Here is a 16660-nt window from a genome sequence, read left to right on the forward strand (position 1 = left end):
GATGTAGCCGAGGACCGTCTGCAGGTACTCCGACCACCCCGTCCCCACCGCGGCCGCGCCGACCGCGAACTCCAGCACCAGGTCCCAGCCGATGATCCAGGCGAGGAACTCGCCGAACGTGGCGTAGGAGAACGTGTAGGCACTGCCCGCGACCGGCACGGACGACGCGAACTCCGCGTAGCAGAGGGCCGCCAGGGCGCACGCGATCGCGGCGAGCACGAACGCGAGCGACGTGGACGGCCCGGCGAGGTCGCCGGCCGTGCGGGCGGTCAAGGTGAAGATGCCGGCGCCGATGACGACCGCGACGCCGAAGACCGTGAGGTCCCAGGCGCTCAGGTTCTTCCGCAGTCTCGTCTCGGGCTCGTCCGTGTCGGCGATGGACTGTTCGACGGACTTTGTGCGCAACAAGCCGTTACCGGGCACGGGTCCTCCTCACTCCACGGCCTGATCAGCTTCGTCCATACTCGACCGCCTCGGTCCCCTCCGCACAGCGAGCGGAGCCCATATTTCTACTTCGCTAGCAAAGTCGCGGCGGCCGGCCGGTGGCCGGGCGTGCCTCAGGCCTGCGCGGGCGTGCGGTCCAGGTCCGGTTCGAGATAGATGAGGCGGGCCGAGGGCACCGCGGCGCGGATGCGTTGCTCGGCCGCGTCGATCTCGCGGGCCACCTCCGCGAGCGGGAGCCCCGGTTCCAGCGCGATCTTCGCCGCGACGAGCAGCTCGTCGGGGCCCAGGTACTGGGTGCGGATGTGGATCAGCCGCTGGACCCTGCCGCTGACGATGGCCGTCGTGATCGACTCGTGCTCGCGCGGGGTGGCGCCCTCGCCGATCAGCAGGCTCTTCATCTCGACGATGAGGATGATCGCGATGACGCCGAGCAGCGCGCCGATCATGAGCGTGCCCACGCCGTCCCAGAACGCGTCCCCGGTGATCACCGACAGGCCCACGCCGAAGAGCGCGAAGAGCAGCCCGAGCAGCGCGCCGGTGTCCTCCAGCAGCACGACCGGCAGCTCCGGGGTCCGCGACTGGCGGATGAACCCCCACCACGACACGTCGCGCTTGATCTTGGCCGACTCGACCATCGCGGTCCGGAAGCTGTACCCCTCCAGGATGATCGCGATCACCAGGATGGCGACCGCGACGACCGGCGAGGTCAGCGGCTCCGGGTGCTCCAGCTTGTGGATGCCCTCGTAGATGGCGAACACCGCACCGAGGCTGAACAGCATCAGCGCCACGATGAACGAGTAGAAGTAGCGGTCCCGGCCGAAGCCGAACGGGTGCTCACGGGTGGCCTCGCGCCGCGACGTCTTCTGGCCGAGCAGCAGCAGGCCCTGGTTGGACGTGTCCGCGACCGAGTGCACCGACTCCGCGAGCATCGACGACGAGCCCGTGATGGCGAAGCCGACGAACTTCGCGACCGCGATGCCGGCGTTCGCGGCGAGCGCGGCGAGGATGGCTCTGGTACCGCCCCCTGCAGACACGGCAGCTCCCTCAAGTGTTCCGTCCGAAATGCGAAGGTCCGGCGCAAGCCTAGAGACCGGATACCCCGCCCGTCCCACTGCCCACCGTCGCGGCGAACAGCCGTACCCGACCGTCGCCCGCCGGTGCGATCACGACGTCGGGATCGGCCGCGGGCACCCACATCGACATGCCCCGCCGCAGCCCGAGCTCCCGGCCGTCGACCGCCACGGCACGCACGTCGCCGTCGACGCACACGAGGATGCGCGGCGTGCCGCCCTCGAGCTTCACCTCGGTACGCGGCTCGTCGGCGGACCACTCGACGCGCGACAGCTCGAACTCCGGCGCGGCCGTCCGGTACACCCGGCGCGGGCCGTTCTCCTCACCGGTGCTCCTGGCCATGTCGCCGAAGGAGAAGTCGAGCACCCGCAACAGCTCCGGCACGTCGACGTGCTTGGGCGTGAGCCCGCCGCGCAGCACGTTGTCGGAGTTCGCGAGCACCTCGACGCCGGTGCCGTGCAGGTAGGTGTGCAGGTTCCCGGCCGGCAGGAAGATCGCCTCGCCCGGTGCCAGGACCAGCCGGTTGAGCAGCAGCGCGGCCAGCACCCCGCAGTCACCCGGGTACCGCTCGCCCAGCTCGAGCACCGTGCGGCACTCGAGCTCGAACTCGCCGTGGTCCTTGACGTGCGCGACGCACGCGTCGAGCAGGTCGGGCAGCAGCGCGTCGATCGCCGGCTGCGGCAGCGTGATCCACGTGGTGAACAGCGCCCGCAGGCCCTCGCCGTTCGGCTCGCCGGCGAGCAGGCCGACATGGCCGGACAGCGCCGGCGTCTCGATCGCGCGCAGCAGCTCCACGGTTCGGGCCGGCTCGCGGAAGCCGGCGAGCGCGTGGAACTCGGTGACCGCGCACAGCAGCTCGGGCTTGGCCGTCGGGTCCGGGTAGTTGCGGTTGCCCGCCTCGCGCGGGATGCCGGCCTTCTCCTCGCGCGCGTAGCCCTCCGCGGCCTGCGCGGCGGACGGGTGGGCCTGCAGCGACAGCGGTTCCTCGGCGGCGAGCACCTTCAGCAGGAACGGCAGCCGCCCGCCCCACCGCGCGGCGACGTCCGGGCCGAGCTGGCCGGTCGGGTCCTCGGCGAGCACGTCGAGCAGCGACCGCTCGCCCTCGTCGTGGACGACCGTGGACGGGTCGCCCGGGTGCGCGCCCAGCCACAGCTCCGCCTCCGGGTGCGGCGCCGGCACCGCGCGGCCGAGCAGCTCGGCGATCGTCGTGCGGGAGCCCCACGCGTACGGGCGGACCCGGTTGTTCAGCAGCTGCATCGACTCACTCCCGTGGCCGGGCCGGGCCGTAGGTCGTCGTGCCGCCGGTCGTGCCCGCCGCGAGCCCGAGGTAGAGCGCGGCTAGCTGGAACCGAAGCGCGAGCACCGCGGCGCACGTCGTCTCGTCGGCGGTGATCTCCTCGGCCGGGTCGAGCAGGTCGGCGGCGGGGAAGGTGTCCACCGCGACCCGGCGCACCGGGTCGCTCGCGACGGCGGACACGGCGAGCAGGAACACGCGCAGCGGCGAGACCGCGGCCGGGTCGGCGTCCTCGGGGTCGGCGAAGATGTCGGTGCCGGCCGCGGCGCGGGTGGCCGCGCGGTGCAGCGCCGTGCGGCTCGTGGCGTGCGGGTAGGCGGCGACGTCGCAGACCAGGTCGGTGTGCGTGGCGAGCGCCTGGGCGGCGTACCAGGCGACGCCGGTGGCCACGTCGTCCAGGCCCCACAGGAGCGGGCTGCGCTCGGCCAGCCGCAGCGCGAGCGACTTGGCCGGGTTGACGAACGACTCGTGCTGCATGTGGTCCCGCTCGGCCTCGCGGTCGAGCTCGTCGGCGACCATCTCCAGGTCCGTGCGCAGCAGCTCCAGCGTGGTCACGGTGATCAGCCCGCCCGCGAGCGCGCGGGTGAAGCCGAACCCCGGCGGCACCGGCACGCGCGGCGGGATCAGCACGCACTTGCCGGCCGCGGCGGCGGCCACCGGGCCGTCCTCGGGCGCGGTCAGCACGACGCCCGCGCCGTAGCGGCCGGCCCGGTCGATCGACTCGGCGAGCGCGGAGTCGCCCGGGTCGTCGGTGTGCGCGACCACGACGTCCAGCGGCCCGAGCCAGGTCGGCGCGGTGTCGGTGAGGACCACCGGCACCGGGCAGGCCCGGCCGAGCAACGCCTGGAGCAGCTTCGCGCCCACCGGGCTCAGCCCGGGGCTGGTGAGCAGCACCAACGCGCGCGGGCTGGCGCCGGCGAGCCGGGCGATGCCGGCCTCCTGCGCGGCCTCCGCGGTGGCCCGCACCTGGGCACCGGCGAGCGCGGCGGCGTGCAGCAGGCCGTCGTGGTCGACCTCGGCGATGCGGTCGAGGTCGTCGAGCAAGGTGTCGTCGATGGCGGAGCTCATCGCTCCGACCCACCGCCCGCGGGCTCGATCGCCTCGTCCAGCAGCAGTACGGGGATGCCGTCCTCGACGCGGAACTGGCGCCCGCACGACGTGCACGTCAACACGTCGGCCTCGGGGTCGGTCGGGCTGCCGACGGTCAGCGGGGCGTGGTCGTCGGACGGGCACGCCAGGATCTCCAGCAGCTGCGGATCCAGCTGGACTGCCATCGCGTTCTCCTCCTGTGTAAGCCCTAGGCCCGGACGATCCCCAGCACCTCGTCGCGCAGGGCGGCGACCGCGGCGTCGTCGGCGGCCTCGACGTTCAGGCGCAGCAAGGGCTCGGTGTTGGACGGGCGGATGTTGAACCAGCCGCCGTCGGGCAGCTCGACCGTGAGCCCGTCCGTCTCGTCGGTGCGCACGCCCTCCCGTCCGGCGAACGACTCCTTCACCGCGGCCATCCGGCCGGCCTGGTCGCCGACCGTCGAGTTGATCTCGCCGGACGCGGCGTAGCGGGTGTACGCCGAGGTCAGCTCCGACAACGGCCGGTCCTGCTCGCCGAGCGCCGCGAGCATGTGCAGCGCGGCCAGCATGCCGGTGTCGGCGCGCCAGAAGTCGCGGAAGTAGTAGTGCGCGGAGTGCTCGCCGCCGAAGATCGCGCCGGTCCTGGCCATCTCCGCCTTGATGAACGAGTGGCCGACGCGCGTCCTGATCGGCTTGCCACCGTGCTCGGCCACGATCTCCGGGACGGCCTTCGACGTGATCAGGTTGTGGATCACCGTGCCGCCCGGGTCCTTCCCGAGCTCGCGGACCGCGACCAGCGCGGTGATCGCGCTCGGCGGCACCGGGTCGCCGTGCTCGTCGACGAGGAAGCAGCGGTCGGCGTCGCCGTCGAACGCGATGCCCGCGTCCGCGCCGATCTCGCGCACCTTGGCCTGCAGGTCGACGAGGTTGCGGGGATCGAGCGGGTTGGCCTCGTGGTTGGGGAAGGTGCCGTCGAGCTCGAAGTACATCGGCACGACCTCGATCGGCAGGCCGTCGAACACGGCCGGCACGGTGTGCCCGCCCATGCCGTTGCCCGCGTCGACCGCGACCTTCAGCGGCCGGATGTGCGTGAGGTCGACCAGCTCGCGCAGGTAGCTCACGTAGCCGGAGAGCATGTCGCGGGTCTCGAGCTTGCCGGGCGTCTTGCCCTGGCTCGGCGGCGTGTCGGCCTCGACCTCGCGCTGGATGTCGGTGAGGCCGGTGTCCTGGCCGACCGGCGCGGCGCCGGCCCGGCACAGCTTGATCCCGTTGTACTTGGCCGGGTTGTGGCTCGCGGTGAACATCGCGCCGGGCATGTCCAGGCTGCCGGAGGCGAAGTACAGCATGTCGGTGCTGGCGAGCCCGATCATGACGACGTCGACGCCCTCCTGCAGCGCGCCGTCGGCGAAGGCGCTCGCGAGCTCGGGCGAGGACGCGCGCATGTCGTGGCCGATGACGATCGAGGGCCCGCCGACCAGCCGGGCGAACGCGGCGCCGGTGTTGCGGACGAGATCCGTGTCGAGCTGCTCGCCGACGATCCCGCGGATGTCGTAGGCCTTGAAGACGCCGGACAGGTCACGCACCAGTGCTCCCGAGATGGTCAGCTGATTTGGCTCGCAGCCTACCGGCGGGGTGGGCCCGGGAGAGTAGTCCGGGGTATTACTCGCTCACCGGATCCGGGAGAACACGCAGGTGGCCACGACGACCGGTCGGCGCGGGCTCGGGCTGCTCGACGGGCCGGTCCGGCCGGCCCGCCTCGCGGACGGCCTCGGCGAGCGCGGTCAGGTCGTCGACCGACGGCGCGGGAGCGGCGAACTCGCCGTCGTGCCGGACGACCTCCCAGCCGCGCGGCACGGTGAGCTTCAGCGCGTGCTCCTCGCAGAGGTCGTAGCTGTGCGGCTCGGAGTAGGACGCGAGCGGACCGACGACCGCCGTCGAGTCGGCGTAGGCGTAGGTGAGCGTCGCGACGGCCGGATTGCCACACCCGGTCCGTGAACATTTCCGCACGCTCCGCACGATCGAGGACGATAGCGCCTCGACCCCTTCGCGGCTGGTAGGCACGCTGGTCCGCCTTCCCGGATTTTGCCGCCGTCGGTGCGTCCCGAGGAAGGGCACGGGCCGGTCCGGTCGACCGTGGTCGGGTGCCGTCACGTTCGCCTGCGGTCGCGTTGGTCGGTATCTGGCCGACGCACCACGATCGCGGCCCCGACGCGGTACGCGGGGCGCGGTGGAGTGGCTGGCTAAGCTCGGTCCGTGAGCACGACCAAGGGCTACCGCGAGCGCCACCGGCGCCGGCCCAACCGGGACCGGCACGGCCGGGGGCTGCGCGGCTCGCTGTACCCGTCGACGCTGCCGGCCGCCTCCACGCGGGCCGAGCGGTTCGACGCGCTGGTGCTGGCCGCGCTCGAGCCGATCGAGGCCCGGTGGCGCACCGAGCTGACCGACCTCGACATCGCCGTGGACGACGTGCCGGACGTGCGCGGCACGGAGCGGACGCAGGTCGCGCCGGACGGGCTGCTCGCCGACGCGGGCGTACCGCTGGCCCGGCTGGTGCCGGCCGGCATGGACCGGCGCGGGATGCCGACCAAGGCCCGGATCGTGCTGTTCCGCCGCCCGCTGGAGGCGCGCGCCCGCGACGGCGCCGACCTCGCGGACCTGGTCCACCACGTGCTCGTCGAGCAGGTGGCGACCTACCTCAACATCGACCCCGGGGTCATCGAGGGCGAGTGAGCGCCGGCTCCTTGCGGCGGCCGGGGATCGCGGTCAGCAGCACGAACAGCACCATCGCGGCCTGGACGAGCAGCAGCACGCTGCGCAGCGCCGTGGGCTGCTCGACCCGGACGGCGGCCGAGCGGACCGGCACCGACACGCCGACCAGGTGGCCCCACGCCCGGGCCACCGGGACCGCCCGACCGTCCACAGTGGCCTGCCAGCCGGGCTCCTCCTCGGCGGCGATCACGAGCAGCCGCCCGCCCGGGCCGTCGGACACCCGGACGGCGACCGCCGGCGGGGACGCCTCGACCGGCACGATGCCGGGCGCCCCGAGGTCGGTCGGCGGTGGGCTCGCGGTGATCGCGCGGCGCGCCTGCTCCGGGGACAGCAGCGTCACCTGACCGGCCGCGGGCTGCAGGCGCAGCACGGGCCGGCCATCGCTCGTCGCCGGCGCGGACGCGACGAGGTCGCCGGCCGCCGCGCTGAGCCGCTCCCCCTCGTCCGTCGAGGGGGCCACCACGAACAGCACGCCCGCCGCCGCGGCCTGGGCGACCCCGACGCGCACGCTCTCCGTGCTCGGCGCCGACTCGCCCGGACCGCCCACGTCCCGGCCCGGCCCGAGGTCCTCGGCGAGCTTCGCCAGGCTGGCCCCGGCACCCACGGGCGGGATGTCGTCGTCGCCGAACCGGGGCGTGCGGCCCGCGGACATCCGGGCCGGCTGGCCGTCGTGCGGGAGCACCAGCACCGAGCGGCCGGTCTCGGTCAGCTCGCGGACGAGCGTGGTCGCGAGCAGGGGCCTGCGCTCGTCGTCCAGCGGCCCGGCCGGCCCGGCGACCAGCGCGCCGGCCGCGAGCCCGACGACGCCGAGCGCCCCGAGCCCGGCCGCGATCCGCACGCCCACCCCGTACCCGGCCGCCCGCGTACGGCGGGCCGGCCGGCTCGCGCCCAGCACGGCGAGCAGCAGCCCCCAGCCGACGACCAGCAGCCCGGCCCCGGTCCAGCCGGTCTGCTGCGGCCCGCCCGTCAGCGGCGCCGCGGGCACCTCGTGCACGAGCCACACGGCGAGCCCGCCGAGCAGCGCGAGCGAGAAGCCCGGCACCACCGCGCGCCGCGGCCGCACCACGACCGCGGCGAGCGCGGCGACGACCACCAGCAGGCCGACGTACGGCCACGCGCCCGGCCCGCCCGGGTCCAGCCCGAGCAGCTCGACCAGCGTCACGTCGACCGGCGCGACCTGCGCGCCGACGCCGTGCACCACGACGCCGGGGTGCTGGATCAGCACGGCCGGCCACGGGATCAGCAGCGCGAGCGGCATCAGCACGAGCATGAACAACGCCGTGACCCGCCGCCGGCCGTCGCCGCGCCGGCCGGGGACGAGCACGAACCCGGCGAGCGCGAAGCCGACCAGCAGCACGTGCACCAGCGGGGCGAACGAGCCGAGCACGGCCAGCCCGAACGCGGTCGCGGCCGCGGTCGACAGCCAGCGCGAGGAGTCCGTCTTCGCGCGGCCGAGCAGCGAGATGATCCCGGCGGTGACGAGCGGCAGCAGGATGTGCGCGACGACGACGTCCAGCCGGCCCTGCGCGACGGCCGCGGTCGCGGTCGGCAGCAACGCGTACGCGGCCGCGACGAGCGCGCGCACCCAGCGGTCCACCGGCATGCCCTTGGTGGCGACGTACGCGGCGAGCCCGGCGAGCGGCAGGTCGCCGAGCAGCAGCACGGCCACGACCGCGGGCACGCCGCCGACCGGCGCGAGCACCGCGCCGAGCCCGCCGAGTACCGCGAGCGCGGCCGGCGCGGGCGCGGCGGTGCCGCCGGCCACCGGGTGCCAGGTGGCGAGGTAGGTCGACCACGTCTCCGCGAGGCCGGCCGCGGGTAGCAGCCGCCCGCCCGCGAGGTCCGTGCCGAGCCGCGCCGCGTTGAGCCACAGGCCGAGCCCGAGCAGCACGACGACCAGCACGACCGGCGGCGAGAGCAGCACCTGGCGGGCCAGCCGGGCCCGGTCGACCTGCACGAGCACGAGGTCCGGCGGTGCGACCCGGGCGCCGTCGCGCGGCACCGGCGAGGGGCGCGGGCGGGGCGAGGGCCGCAGGCCGTGCGGCAGCTCCGCGTCGGGCAGCAGCAGCGACACGGCGACCGCGGTGGCGGGGCGGCGCAGGCCGGCGGCACGCTTCGGGCGGCCGGCGATCCCCGCGGGCAGCGCGGCCGGGCCGACCGGCGGCCGGGCGGGCTCCTCCTCGGCCGGCTCGGGCACGAGGTCGGCGGTGTCGGGCAGCCGGCCGAGCGCGGCGTCGGCCTGCAGCCGGCGGCGCACGAGGATCGCGACGCCCGAGCGCATCGCGTTGCGCAGCCGGGTCAGCCGGCTGGTGAACAACCCCCGAACGCTGCGCACGCGGATCGTGGCCCGCCGCCGGTCCCGAGCCGCGCGCAGCCCGGCGCCGCCGCCCAACAGGTAGCCGATCGCGCGGAGCTCCGCCCGGCACTCGTCGAGCCGGCGCTGCATCGCGAAGCCGAGCGCGCGCAGCAGGCACAGCACGGCGAGCCGCGGAATGCCGGCGAGGAAGGCGAAAGCCGAGCAGTTGACCAGGAACGTGCGCATCCCGAGCGCGCGGTCCAGGGTCCGCATCGAGCCGCCGATCCCGCGCGACCGCGCGTCCGCACCGCGCAGCCCGGCGGGTACCGCGCGCACGTGCCGCATCCGCGCCGCCGGCACGCACAGCACCACCGCGCCGGCCCGGTTCGCCCGCCAGCCGAGGTCGATGTCCTCGCGCAGCAAGGGAATCTCGGGGTCGAACCCGCCGAGCCGGGCCCACAGCTCGCGGCGGACCAGCATGCCCGCCGAGGGCACCGCGAGGACCTCGGTGCTCTGGTCGAACCCAGGCCCCCGCCCGAGCCTGCTCCAGTCCAACTCGGACGGTCCGATGCCGGTCTGCCGGTGCCCGGAGGCGTCGGTGGACAGGCCCGCCTCGACCACGACCCGAGGATCGGCCCAGTCGAGCGCGAGCGGGCCGAGCACACCTGCCGACGGGGACGCCTCGGCGGCGGTCAGCAACGTGGGAAGGCAGTCGGGGTCGGGCGCGCAGTCGTCGTGCAGCACCCAGATCCACTCGTCGTGCTGGTCGCCCCAGCGTTCGACCGCGACCGCGCGCGCGTCCCGGACCGCGACGGCGAACCCGGTGCGGCGGTCGCGGGTGAGGACGCCGTCGAGCACGCCGGCGTCGACGGCCTCGGTCAGCAGCCGCGGCGTCGCGTCGAGCGAACCGGTGTCGACGGCGAGCACGTGCCGCGGCCGCGGGGCGGAGGCGTGCACCGCCGCGAGCGCCTCGGGCAGCCACTCCTCGCCGTCGTGGCACACGAGCACGGCGAGCACCGGCGCGGTGCGCAGCACCGGACCGCTACCGCGAGGGCGAGGCATGGCCACAACATGCCATGGTCGGCGCCCACCCCGCGCCGCGCCCGGCCACTCCTATTTCGGATCGTGAAAAGGTCTCGGTGAGGTCACGCCGGAGATCACACCGCACGCTTCTTCAGCTTGCGCCGCTCGCGTTCCGACAACCCTCCCCAGATACCGAACCGTTCGTCGTGCGCGAGCGCGTACTCCAGGCACTCCGAGCGGACCTCGCACCCTTGGCAGATTCGCTTGGCCTCCCGGGTCGATCCGCCCTTCTCGGGGAAGAACGCCTCGGGATCCGTCTGCGCGCACAGGGCGCGCTCCTGCCACTCCTGCTCCTCCGTGTCGTCGAACAGCTCGGCGAGCATGCCGAACTCGTCGATCGGCTGCTCCCCCCACTCCACGACGCGACTCCCATCGCTTATTCCCTGCATCTGCATGCCGGTCCGCCTCCTCGCCTTTCGCGCGCTCCCCGGTTGGCGGACACCACTCGCCAAATGAACCAGCGAATGACATCGATGTGATTACACCCGTGTAGTCGCGGCGCGTCAAGCCGAGCGCCCGGCCGGGTGATGCCCTATTGGGGCTTCCGGAAAGTGCTCCACCAGTCGGGCACGTAACGGGAAAACGACCTACCCGCGCAAGGCACACAGATGGGACTGGCAGACTCGGGGTGTGCAGCGATCAGCGGTCCGGCCGTCGCCGGTGTTCCTGGCCATCCTCGCAGTCGCCGTCGCCGCCGGATTCCTGGTGGCCTTCGGCGCGCCGGAGGACTACAGCCCGCTGCAGCCGGGTGCCGCGGTCAAGGCCGGCACGTTCTTCCTCGTCCTCGCCGGGTGGGGTGTCTCGCTGTGCCTGCACGAGTTCGGCCACGCGTACGTCGCCTACCGGGGCGGCGACCGCGAGGTGTACTTCAAGGGCTACCTGACGCTCGACCCGCGCCGCTACACCGACCCGGTGTTCAGCCTGGTGCTGCCGCTGATCTTCATCGCGATCGGGGGCATCCCGCTGCCCGGCGGCGCGGTGTGGATCAACCACCACTCGCTGCGCTCCAAGGCGGTCGACACGCTGGTCTCGCTCGCGGGGCCGCTGTCGAACCTCGTGCTGGGCGGGCTCCTGATCGTCTCGATCGAGGTGTTCGACCCCTCGCAGCCGCTCGCCGGCGCGCTGTCGTTCCTCGCGCTGCTGCAGGTCTTCGCGTTCGTGCTGAACATCCTGCCGATCCCGGGCCTGGACGGCTGGGGCGCGATCGAGCCGTACCTCTCGCCGGAGGCGCAGCGGTTCGGCGCCAAGGCGCGGCCGTGGGCACCGCTGATCCTCTTCGCGGCGATCATCGGCCTGCCGGGCGTCTCAAGCGTGTTCTTCGACATCTCGAACGCCGTGTACGGCGTCGTCGGCGGCGACGAGTTCCTCGCGGCCGTCGGCAACTTCGCGTTCTTCTTCTGGCGCTGACCGGCGGCCACCCCGCGCGTGCAAGGATCGCGGGCGTGAAGGTTGTAGTCGTGGTCGGCGGGGTCGGCGGCGCGCGGTTCCTGCAGGGCGTGAAGCGCGCACTGGGACTGCCCGGCACCGAGTCCCGCCACCAGGTCACCGCGCTCGTGAACACCGGCGACGACGTCTGGCTGCACGGCCTGCGGATCTGCCCGGACCTGGACACCTGCATGTACACCCTCGGCGGGGGCATCGACATCGAGCGGGGCTGGGGCCGGACCGGCGAGACGTGGACGGTCAAGGACGAGCTCGCCGCGTACGACGCCGGCTCGGAGTGGTTCGGCCTTGGCGACAAGGACATCGCCACCCACCTGGTACGCACCCGGATGCTGCGCGCGGGCTACCCGCTCTCCGCGGTGACCGAGGCCCTGTGCGCGCGCTGGCGGCCGGGCGTGACGCTGCTGCCGATGTCCGACGACCGCGTGGAGACGCATGTCGTGGTAGACGACCCGGACAGCGACACGGGAGCCGGCGAGCGGCGGGCGATCCACTTCCAGGAGTGGTGGATCCGCCACCACGCCGCGCTGCCCGCGCACTCGATCGTGCCCGTCGGCGCGGAGGAGGCGAGCCCGGCGCCGGGCGTGCTCGACGCGATCGCCGGTGCCGACGTCGTGCTGCTGGCGCCGTCGAACCCGGTGGTGAGCATCGGGACCGTGCTGTCCGTGCCGGGCGTGCGCACGGCGCTGGTGAAGACCGACGCGCCGATCGTCGGCGTCTCGCCGATCGTGAACGACCGGCCGGTGCGTGGCATGGCCGACGCCTGCCTGGCCGCGATCGGCGTCGCGACCACGGCCGAGGCGGTGGGCCGGCACTACGGCTCGCGCCGCACGTCGGCCGAGGGCCTGCTGGACGGCTGGCTCGTGCACACCGGCGACCCGGCGCGGGTGCCGGACGTCGAGGTGCGGGCCGTGCCGCTGCTGATGTCCGATGTGGACGCCACGGCCGACATGGCGCGGGCGGCGTTCTCACTCGCGGGGGTGTCCGTTGACTGACCGCCTGCCCGACCACTCAGCCGACCGGCTGGAGATCCTGCCCGTCGCGGGACTGCCCGAGTTCCGCCCCGGCGACGACCTGACCGGCGCGATCGCGGAGACGGCCCGCTGGCTGCGCTCCGGGGACGTCGTGGTCGTCACGAGCAAGGTCGTGTCCAAAGTAGAGGGACGGCTGGTGCGGGTGCCGGCGGACCCGGCGGAGCGCGACCGGGTCCGGCGCCGCCTGGTGTTCGAGGAGTCCGTGCGGATCCTCGCCCGCCGGGAGCGGACGCTGATCACCGAGAACCACCTGGGCATCGTGCAGGCGGCATCCGGGATCGACGCGTCGAACGTGGCGGGCGACGAGCTGGCGCTGCTGCCCGCGGACCCGGACGCGTCCGCGCTCGCCCTGCGCAACGGGCTGCGCGACCGGCTCGGCGTCGAGGTGGCCGTGGTCATCACCGACACGATGGGCCGGGCGTGGCGGATCGGGCAGACGGACGTGGCGATCGGCTCGTCCGGGCTGCGCGTGCTGCACAGCTACCGCGGGCAGGTGGACGGGCAGGGCAACGAGCTCGCGGTGACCGAGATCGCGGTGGCCGACGAGATCGCGAGCGCGGCGGACCTGGTGAAGGGCAAGCTGGGCGCCGTGCCGGTCGCCGTCGTGCGGGGCCTGCCGATCGGTGACGCGGACGCGCGGGCGCGGGACCTCATACGGCCGGTGGACGAGGACCTGTTCCGGCTGGGCACCGAGGAGGCGATGGTCGTCGGCCTGCGCTCGGCGGCGCTGCTCTCGCCGGTGCAGGACTTCGGCGATGAGCCGGTGCCGGCCGAGTCGCTGCGCTGGGCCGTCGGCACCGCGCTGACGACTGAGGCCGTGCGGTTCGTGCACCTCGCGGACCGGGCGTGGCGCAAGGAGTTCCTGGACGAGCTGGGCGCGCCCGACGTGCTGTACGCGGCGCCGGAGATCGTGCTGCCGTTCGCGGTGGGGAGCCTCGTCGCGGGCGGCGCGGCCGTGCAGCGGTTGCTCGTCGGGCTCGCGGCCGAGGGCTTCGGCGCGTGCGTGGTGCCGCTCGGGCCCGCCGACCGGGTGCGCGGGCTGCTGGAGCTGCCGGAGTCGTGGGTGCCGCTGGGCGCGGTGGCGCTCGGCCGGCCGCGCGTGCAGGTGCGTGCCCGCCCGGCGATGGAGCCCGACGACAGGTTCCTCCAGCGATGAGGCTGCATGCCGACGCCGTGGCCGTGCTGTCCGGCTGGCGGCCGCCGACCCGCGCCCAGCAGTCGCTGCGCGAGGCGTTCCTGGGCTACCTGGCGGCGCGGCCGGACGCGTGCGCGCGCTCGTGCGAGGCCGGGCACCTCACGGCGTCGGCGCTCGTGCTCTCGGCGGACGGGTCGCACGTGCTGCTGACGCTGCACCCGCGGGTCGGCGCGTGGTTGCAGCTGGGTGGCCACTGCGAGCCGGCGGACCGGACGCTCGCGGAGGCCGCGCTGCGGGAGGCGGCGGAGGAGTCGGGCATGGCGGGCCTGACGATCGAGCCGCAGCCCGTGCACGTCGACGTCCACCCGATCACGTGCTCCCTCGGCGTGCCGACCCGCCACTTCGACGTGCGCTTCGTGGTCCACGCGCCACCGGGCGCGACCCCGGTACGCAGCGACGAGTCGCTGGACCTGCGCTGGTGGCCGGTGGACGCCCTCCCGGACCCGGACGACACGAACGGCATCGCGGAGATGCTCGCGGCGGCGGGCCGCCTCCCGGCCTCGGCCTGATCACATGTCGCGGTACTCGCGCGGGGCGAAGCGCGGGCCGAAGCGGGGGCGCTGGATGCCCGCCGCCTCCAGCAGGCGGACCACGCGGTGGCGGTGCGGGGCGTAGGGCGCCAGCACCTCGAGCATGCCGGCGTCGTCGAGCTTCCTGCCCAGCAACGCGTAGCCGACGATGCTCGGGATGTGGAAGTCGCCCACGCTGATCGCGTCCGCGTCGCCCCACGCGCGCTGGGCCACCTCCGCCGCGGTCCAGAAGCCGACGCCGGGCACGGTTCGCAGCAGGTCGCGGCCGGGCTTGCCGCGCAGCGCCGCCGCGCGTTCGAGGTTGTGCGCCGCGTGCGCCGCCGCCACCAGCGCCCGCCGCCGCGCGCCGTCCACGCCCGCCTTGTGCCACTCCCAGTCCGCGATCGACAGGATCGCCCGCGGCGTCGGGGGCACCCGCATCCCGGCGGGCGCGGGGCCCGGCGCCGGCTCGCCGAACCGGCGGCACAGGTCGCGCCACGAACGCCGCGCCTCGTAGCCCGTCACCTTCTGCTCCAGGATCGAGGGCACCAGCAGGTCCCACACCCGCCCGGTCGAGCCGAGCCGCAGCGCCGGCATGCGCTTGCGCAGGTCGGCGACGAGCCGGTGGTGCGCGGTGAAGTCCGAGTCGTCGTCGTACGCACCGAGCAACCCGGGCACGCCCTCCAGCAGCACCGCCGCCCCCGGCCCCCACGCCGACGCGCGCACCTCGCCGCCCGGCCGGCGCAGCGCCAGCGTGGCCGGACCGTCCGCCGTGTTCGCCGCGAGCCACGAGACGCCGTCGCCGTCGCGGCGGAAGGCCGGGTCGGCGTACCCCCGACGCAGCGGCGCGAGCACCCCGGCGACATCCAGCGGGAACCCGGGTGTGAAGGCGCGCTCGGCAGGTGCACTCACGAGTCCCGACCGTACCCCGGTTAGGGTCGTCGAATGAGCTCGACCGACTTGCACATGGTGGTGCCCGCCGGCGGCAGCGGCACCCGGCTGTGGCCGCTTTCCCGGGCCGCGAACCCGAAGTTCCTGCACGCGCTCACCGGCACCGACCGCTCGCTGCTGCAGGCGACCTTCGACCGGCTCGCACCCCTGTGCACGCCCGAACGGCTGCTGGTGGTCACCGGCACCGCGCACGCCACGTCGGTCATCCGCCAGCTCCCGGAACTGCCCGAGCGCAACATCCTCGTCGAGCCGTTCGCCCGCGACTCGTGCGCCGCGATCGCGCTCGCCGCCGCCGTGATCGAGCGGCGCAGCCCGGGCGCGGTGATGGCGTCGTTCGCCGCGGACCACCTGATCACCAACACGCCCGCGTTCGCGGAGACGGTCCGGCACGCGGTCGAGGGCGCGGCCGAGGGCCGACTCATGACGATCGGCATCACGCCGACCCGGCCCGAGACCGGCTACGGCTACCTGCAGCTGAGCAAGCCGGCCGAGGCCGGGACCGTGCAGACGGTGCTGGAGTTCAAGGAGAAGCCGTCGCACGAGGTCGCCACCCGGTACGTCGAGTCGGGCCACTACCTGTGGAACGCCAGCATGTTCCTGTGGCGCACGGACGTGTTCCTCGCCGAACTGGCCGCCCGCCGCCCGGACGTGCACGACCCGATCCGGCGCATCGCGGCGGCGTGGGACGGCGACGAGCAGGAGGCCGTGCTGGCGCAGGAGTGGCCGACGATCCCGAAGGTCGCCGTCGAGTACGCGGTGATGGAGCCGGCCGCCGCGGAGGGCAAGGTCGGCACCGTTCCGGGTGATTTCGGCTGGCACGACATCGGGGACTTCGAGACGCTCGGCGAGCTCCTCGGCAAGGAGATCGAGGGCGGCGCCCGGGTCGTGCACGTCACCCCGGACACCCCGCCCGTGGTGGTGATCGACGGCGACGGCGTGCTCGCGGTGCCGTGCGGACCCCGGGTGATCGCGACGCTGGGCGTGGCCGACCTGATCGTGGTCGACACCGCGGACGCCGTGCTCGTCTGCCACCGCGACCGCGCGCAGGACATCAAGAAGCTGACCGAGATCCTGCGCGAGCGTGGTCATGCGGCGCACGTGTGACTTGATCGACTTCTGTTCTCCGCTGACGCGGCGAGCAGAAAGGAATACGCTGGGGCACGACATCCACACTGCGCGCAAGGGGTGGTCGACGCATGGACCCGCGTGAACGGGCCGACGCCGCACTGGCGAGAGCCCGGGCGCGAGGCGCGTTCGTGGTAACGCCCGAAAGTGCCGTATCGCCGATGGACGCCGCGAACACGCTGCAGCTGCCGCGCATCGTGATCGCCGACAACGACGAGCGCCGTCAGGACGACCCGGACGCCACGCTGGTCGTGCCGATCGCCGAGGTTCGCGAGAACATCCCGGCGATCGCGCAGGAGGCGCTGACCGACGTCGTCGGCTCGCCGCCCGGCATCCGCTCCCGCCAGCGCCGGATCGAGGACGCGATCGCGAGAGGCGC

Annotated in this window: 17 protein-coding genes; 7 read left to right on the top strand and 10 right to left on the bottom strand. The window is 74.2% G+C overall.

Going from position 1 to position 16660, the window contains the following annotated elements; genetic code table 11:
- From VH969_RS01230 to VH969_RS01260, 7 genes are all read right to left on the bottom strand, one after another.
- Positions 1-423, bottom strand: a 423-nt coding sequence (locus VH969_RS01230) for an amino acid permease (RefSeq protein WP_331968897.1), incomplete at its 3' end; no start/stop codon positions are given.
- Between the two features lie 134 nt (positions 424-557).
- A complete protein-coding gene (locus VH969_RS01235) occupies positions 558-1478 on the bottom strand; it encodes a cation diffusion facilitator family transporter (RefSeq protein ID WP_331968900.1) in 921 nt (306 codons plus the stop codon).
- A 49-nt stretch (positions 1479-1527) separates the two neighbouring features.
- Complete coding sequence (gene manA / locus VH969_RS01240) at positions 1528-2772, bottom strand: mannose-6-phosphate isomerase, class I (RefSeq protein WP_331968904.1); 1245 nt, start codon at positions 2770-2772, stop codon at positions 1528-1530.
- 4 nt (positions 2773-2776) lie between these two features.
- Positions 2777-3877, bottom strand: coding sequence for a hypothetical protein (locus tag VH969_RS01245; RefSeq protein ID WP_331968907.1), 1101 nt, complete (start codon positions 3875-3877; stop codon positions 2777-2779).
- On the bottom strand, positions 3874-4083 hold the full coding sequence (locus VH969_RS01250; RefSeq protein WP_331968910.1) for a Trm112 family protein: 210 nt from the start codon (positions 4081-4083) through the stop codon (positions 3874-3876). The genes VH969_RS01245 and VH969_RS01250 overlap by 4 nt, the downstream gene beginning before the upstream one ends.
- 23 nt (positions 4084-4106) lie before the next feature.
- Entirely contained in the window at positions 4107-5459 is a 1353-nt protein-coding gene (locus VH969_RS01255; protein WP_331968914.1) for a phosphomannomutase/phosphoglucomutase, read from the bottom strand.
- Positions 5460-5535: 76 nt separating this feature from the next.
- On the bottom strand, positions 5536-5892 hold the full coding sequence (locus VH969_RS01260; protein WP_331968917.1) for a DUF3499 domain-containing protein: 357 nt from the start codon (positions 5890-5892) through the stop codon (positions 5536-5538).
- Positions 5893-6129: 237 nt separating this feature from the next.
- On the opposite strand from VH969_RS01260, the gene VH969_RS01265 reads away from it, so the two are divergent.
- On the top strand, positions 6130-6606 hold the full coding sequence (locus VH969_RS01265; RefSeq protein ID WP_331968920.1) for a metallopeptidase family protein: 477 nt from the start codon (positions 6130-6132) through the stop codon (positions 6604-6606).
- Here VH969_RS01265 and VH969_RS01270 read toward each other — a convergent pair.
- On the bottom strand, positions 6590-10003 hold the full coding sequence (locus VH969_RS01270) for a glycosyltransferase family 2 protein (RefSeq protein ID WP_331968923.1): 3414 nt from the start codon (positions 10001-10003) through the stop codon (positions 6590-6592). The two genes, VH969_RS01265 and VH969_RS01270, sit on opposite strands and share 17 nt — an antisense overlap.
- Before the next feature lie 95 nt (positions 10004-10098).
- The gene (locus VH969_RS01275) at positions 10099-10347 is read right to left on the bottom strand and encodes a WhiB family transcriptional regulator (protein ID WP_331968948.1); all 249 of its coding nucleotides are present in this window, start codon (positions 10345-10347) and stop codon (positions 10099-10101) included.
- A gap of 307 nt (positions 10348-10654) precedes the next feature.
- Here VH969_RS01275 and VH969_RS01280 point away from each other — a divergent pair, with 307 nt between their 5' ends.
- The 4 genes from VH969_RS01280 to VH969_RS01295 are packed head-to-tail and all read left to right on the top strand — an operon-like array spanning position 10655 to position 14205.
- Entirely contained in the window at positions 10655-11431 is a 777-nt protein-coding gene (locus VH969_RS01280; RefSeq protein ID WP_331968927.1) for a site-2 protease family protein, read from the top strand.
- 35 nt (positions 11432-11466) lie between these two features.
- Entirely contained in the window at positions 11467-12462 is a 996-nt protein-coding gene (cofD, locus tag VH969_RS01285; RefSeq protein ID WP_331968930.1) for a 2-phospho-L-lactate transferase, read from the top strand.
- 4 nt (positions 12463-12466) lie between these two features.
- The gene (locus VH969_RS01290) at positions 12467-13657 is read left to right on the top strand and encodes a coenzyme F420-0:L-glutamate ligase (RefSeq protein ID WP_331968951.1); all 1191 of its coding nucleotides are present in this window, start codon (positions 12467-12469) and stop codon (positions 13655-13657) included.
- Positions 13654-14205: an NUDIX hydrolase gene (locus VH969_RS01295; protein ID WP_331968939.1), complete on the top strand. Its 552-nt coding sequence runs from the start codon at positions 13654-13656 to the stop codon at positions 14203-14205. Before VH969_RS01290 ends, VH969_RS01295 begins: the two co-directional genes overlap by 4 nt.
- Here the strand turns inward: VH969_RS01295 and VH969_RS01300 are convergent, their stop codons facing one another.
- Positions 14206-15117: a DNA-3-methyladenine glycosylase family protein gene (locus VH969_RS01300; RefSeq protein ID WP_331968942.1), complete on the bottom strand. Its 912-nt coding sequence runs from the start codon at positions 15115-15117 to the stop codon at positions 14206-14208.
- A gap of 33 nt (positions 15118-15150) precedes the next feature.
- Between VH969_RS01300 and VH969_RS01305 the strand changes: the two genes are divergently transcribed.
- On the top strand, positions 15151-16260 hold the full coding sequence (locus tag VH969_RS01305; RefSeq protein ID WP_331968945.1) for a mannose-1-phosphate guanylyltransferase: 1110 nt from the start codon (positions 15151-15153) through the stop codon (positions 16258-16260).
- Between the two features lie 182 nt (positions 16261-16442).
- A partial coding sequence (locus VH969_RS01310; RefSeq protein WP_414638409.1) for a hypothetical protein occupies positions 16443-16660 on the top strand: 218 nt, incomplete at its 3' end.

It is taken from the genome of Actinophytocola sp. (assembly GCF_036555685.1).
Classification (GTDB): Bacteria; Actinomycetota; Actinomycetes; order Mycobacteriales; family Pseudonocardiaceae; genus Actinophytocola.

What these genes read in the sequence shown, in the direction of transcription:
- manA (WP_331968904.1), bottom strand. Translation starts at nt 2,772, where the DNA reads ATGCAGCTGCTGAACAACCGGGTCCGCCCGTACGCGTGGGGCTCCCGC.
- VH969_RS01245 (WP_331968907.1), bottom strand. Translation starts at nt 3,877, where the DNA reads ATGAGCTCCGCCATCGACGACACCTTGCTCGACGACCTCGACCGCATC.
- VH969_RS01250 (WP_331968910.1), bottom strand. Translation starts at nt 4,083, where the DNA reads ATGGCAGTCCAGCTGGATCCGCAGCTGCTGGAGATCCTGGCGTGCCCG.
- VH969_RS01270 (WP_331968923.1), bottom strand. Translation starts at nt 10,003, where the DNA reads ATGCCTCGCCCTCGCGGTAGCGGTCCGGTGCTGCGCACCGCGCCGGTG.
- VH969_RS01275 (WP_331968948.1), bottom strand. Translation starts at nt 10,347, where the DNA reads ATGCTCGCCGAGCTGTTCGACGACACGGAGGAGCAGGAGTGGCAGGAG.
- VH969_RS01295 (WP_331968939.1), top strand. Translation starts at nt 13,654, where the DNA reads ATGAGGCTGCATGCCGACGCCGTGGCCGTGCTGTCCGGCTGGCGGCCG.
- VH969_RS01305 (WP_331968945.1), top strand. Translation starts at nt 15,151, where the DNA reads ATGAGCTCGACCGACTTGCACATGGTGGTGCCCGCCGGCGGCAGCGGC.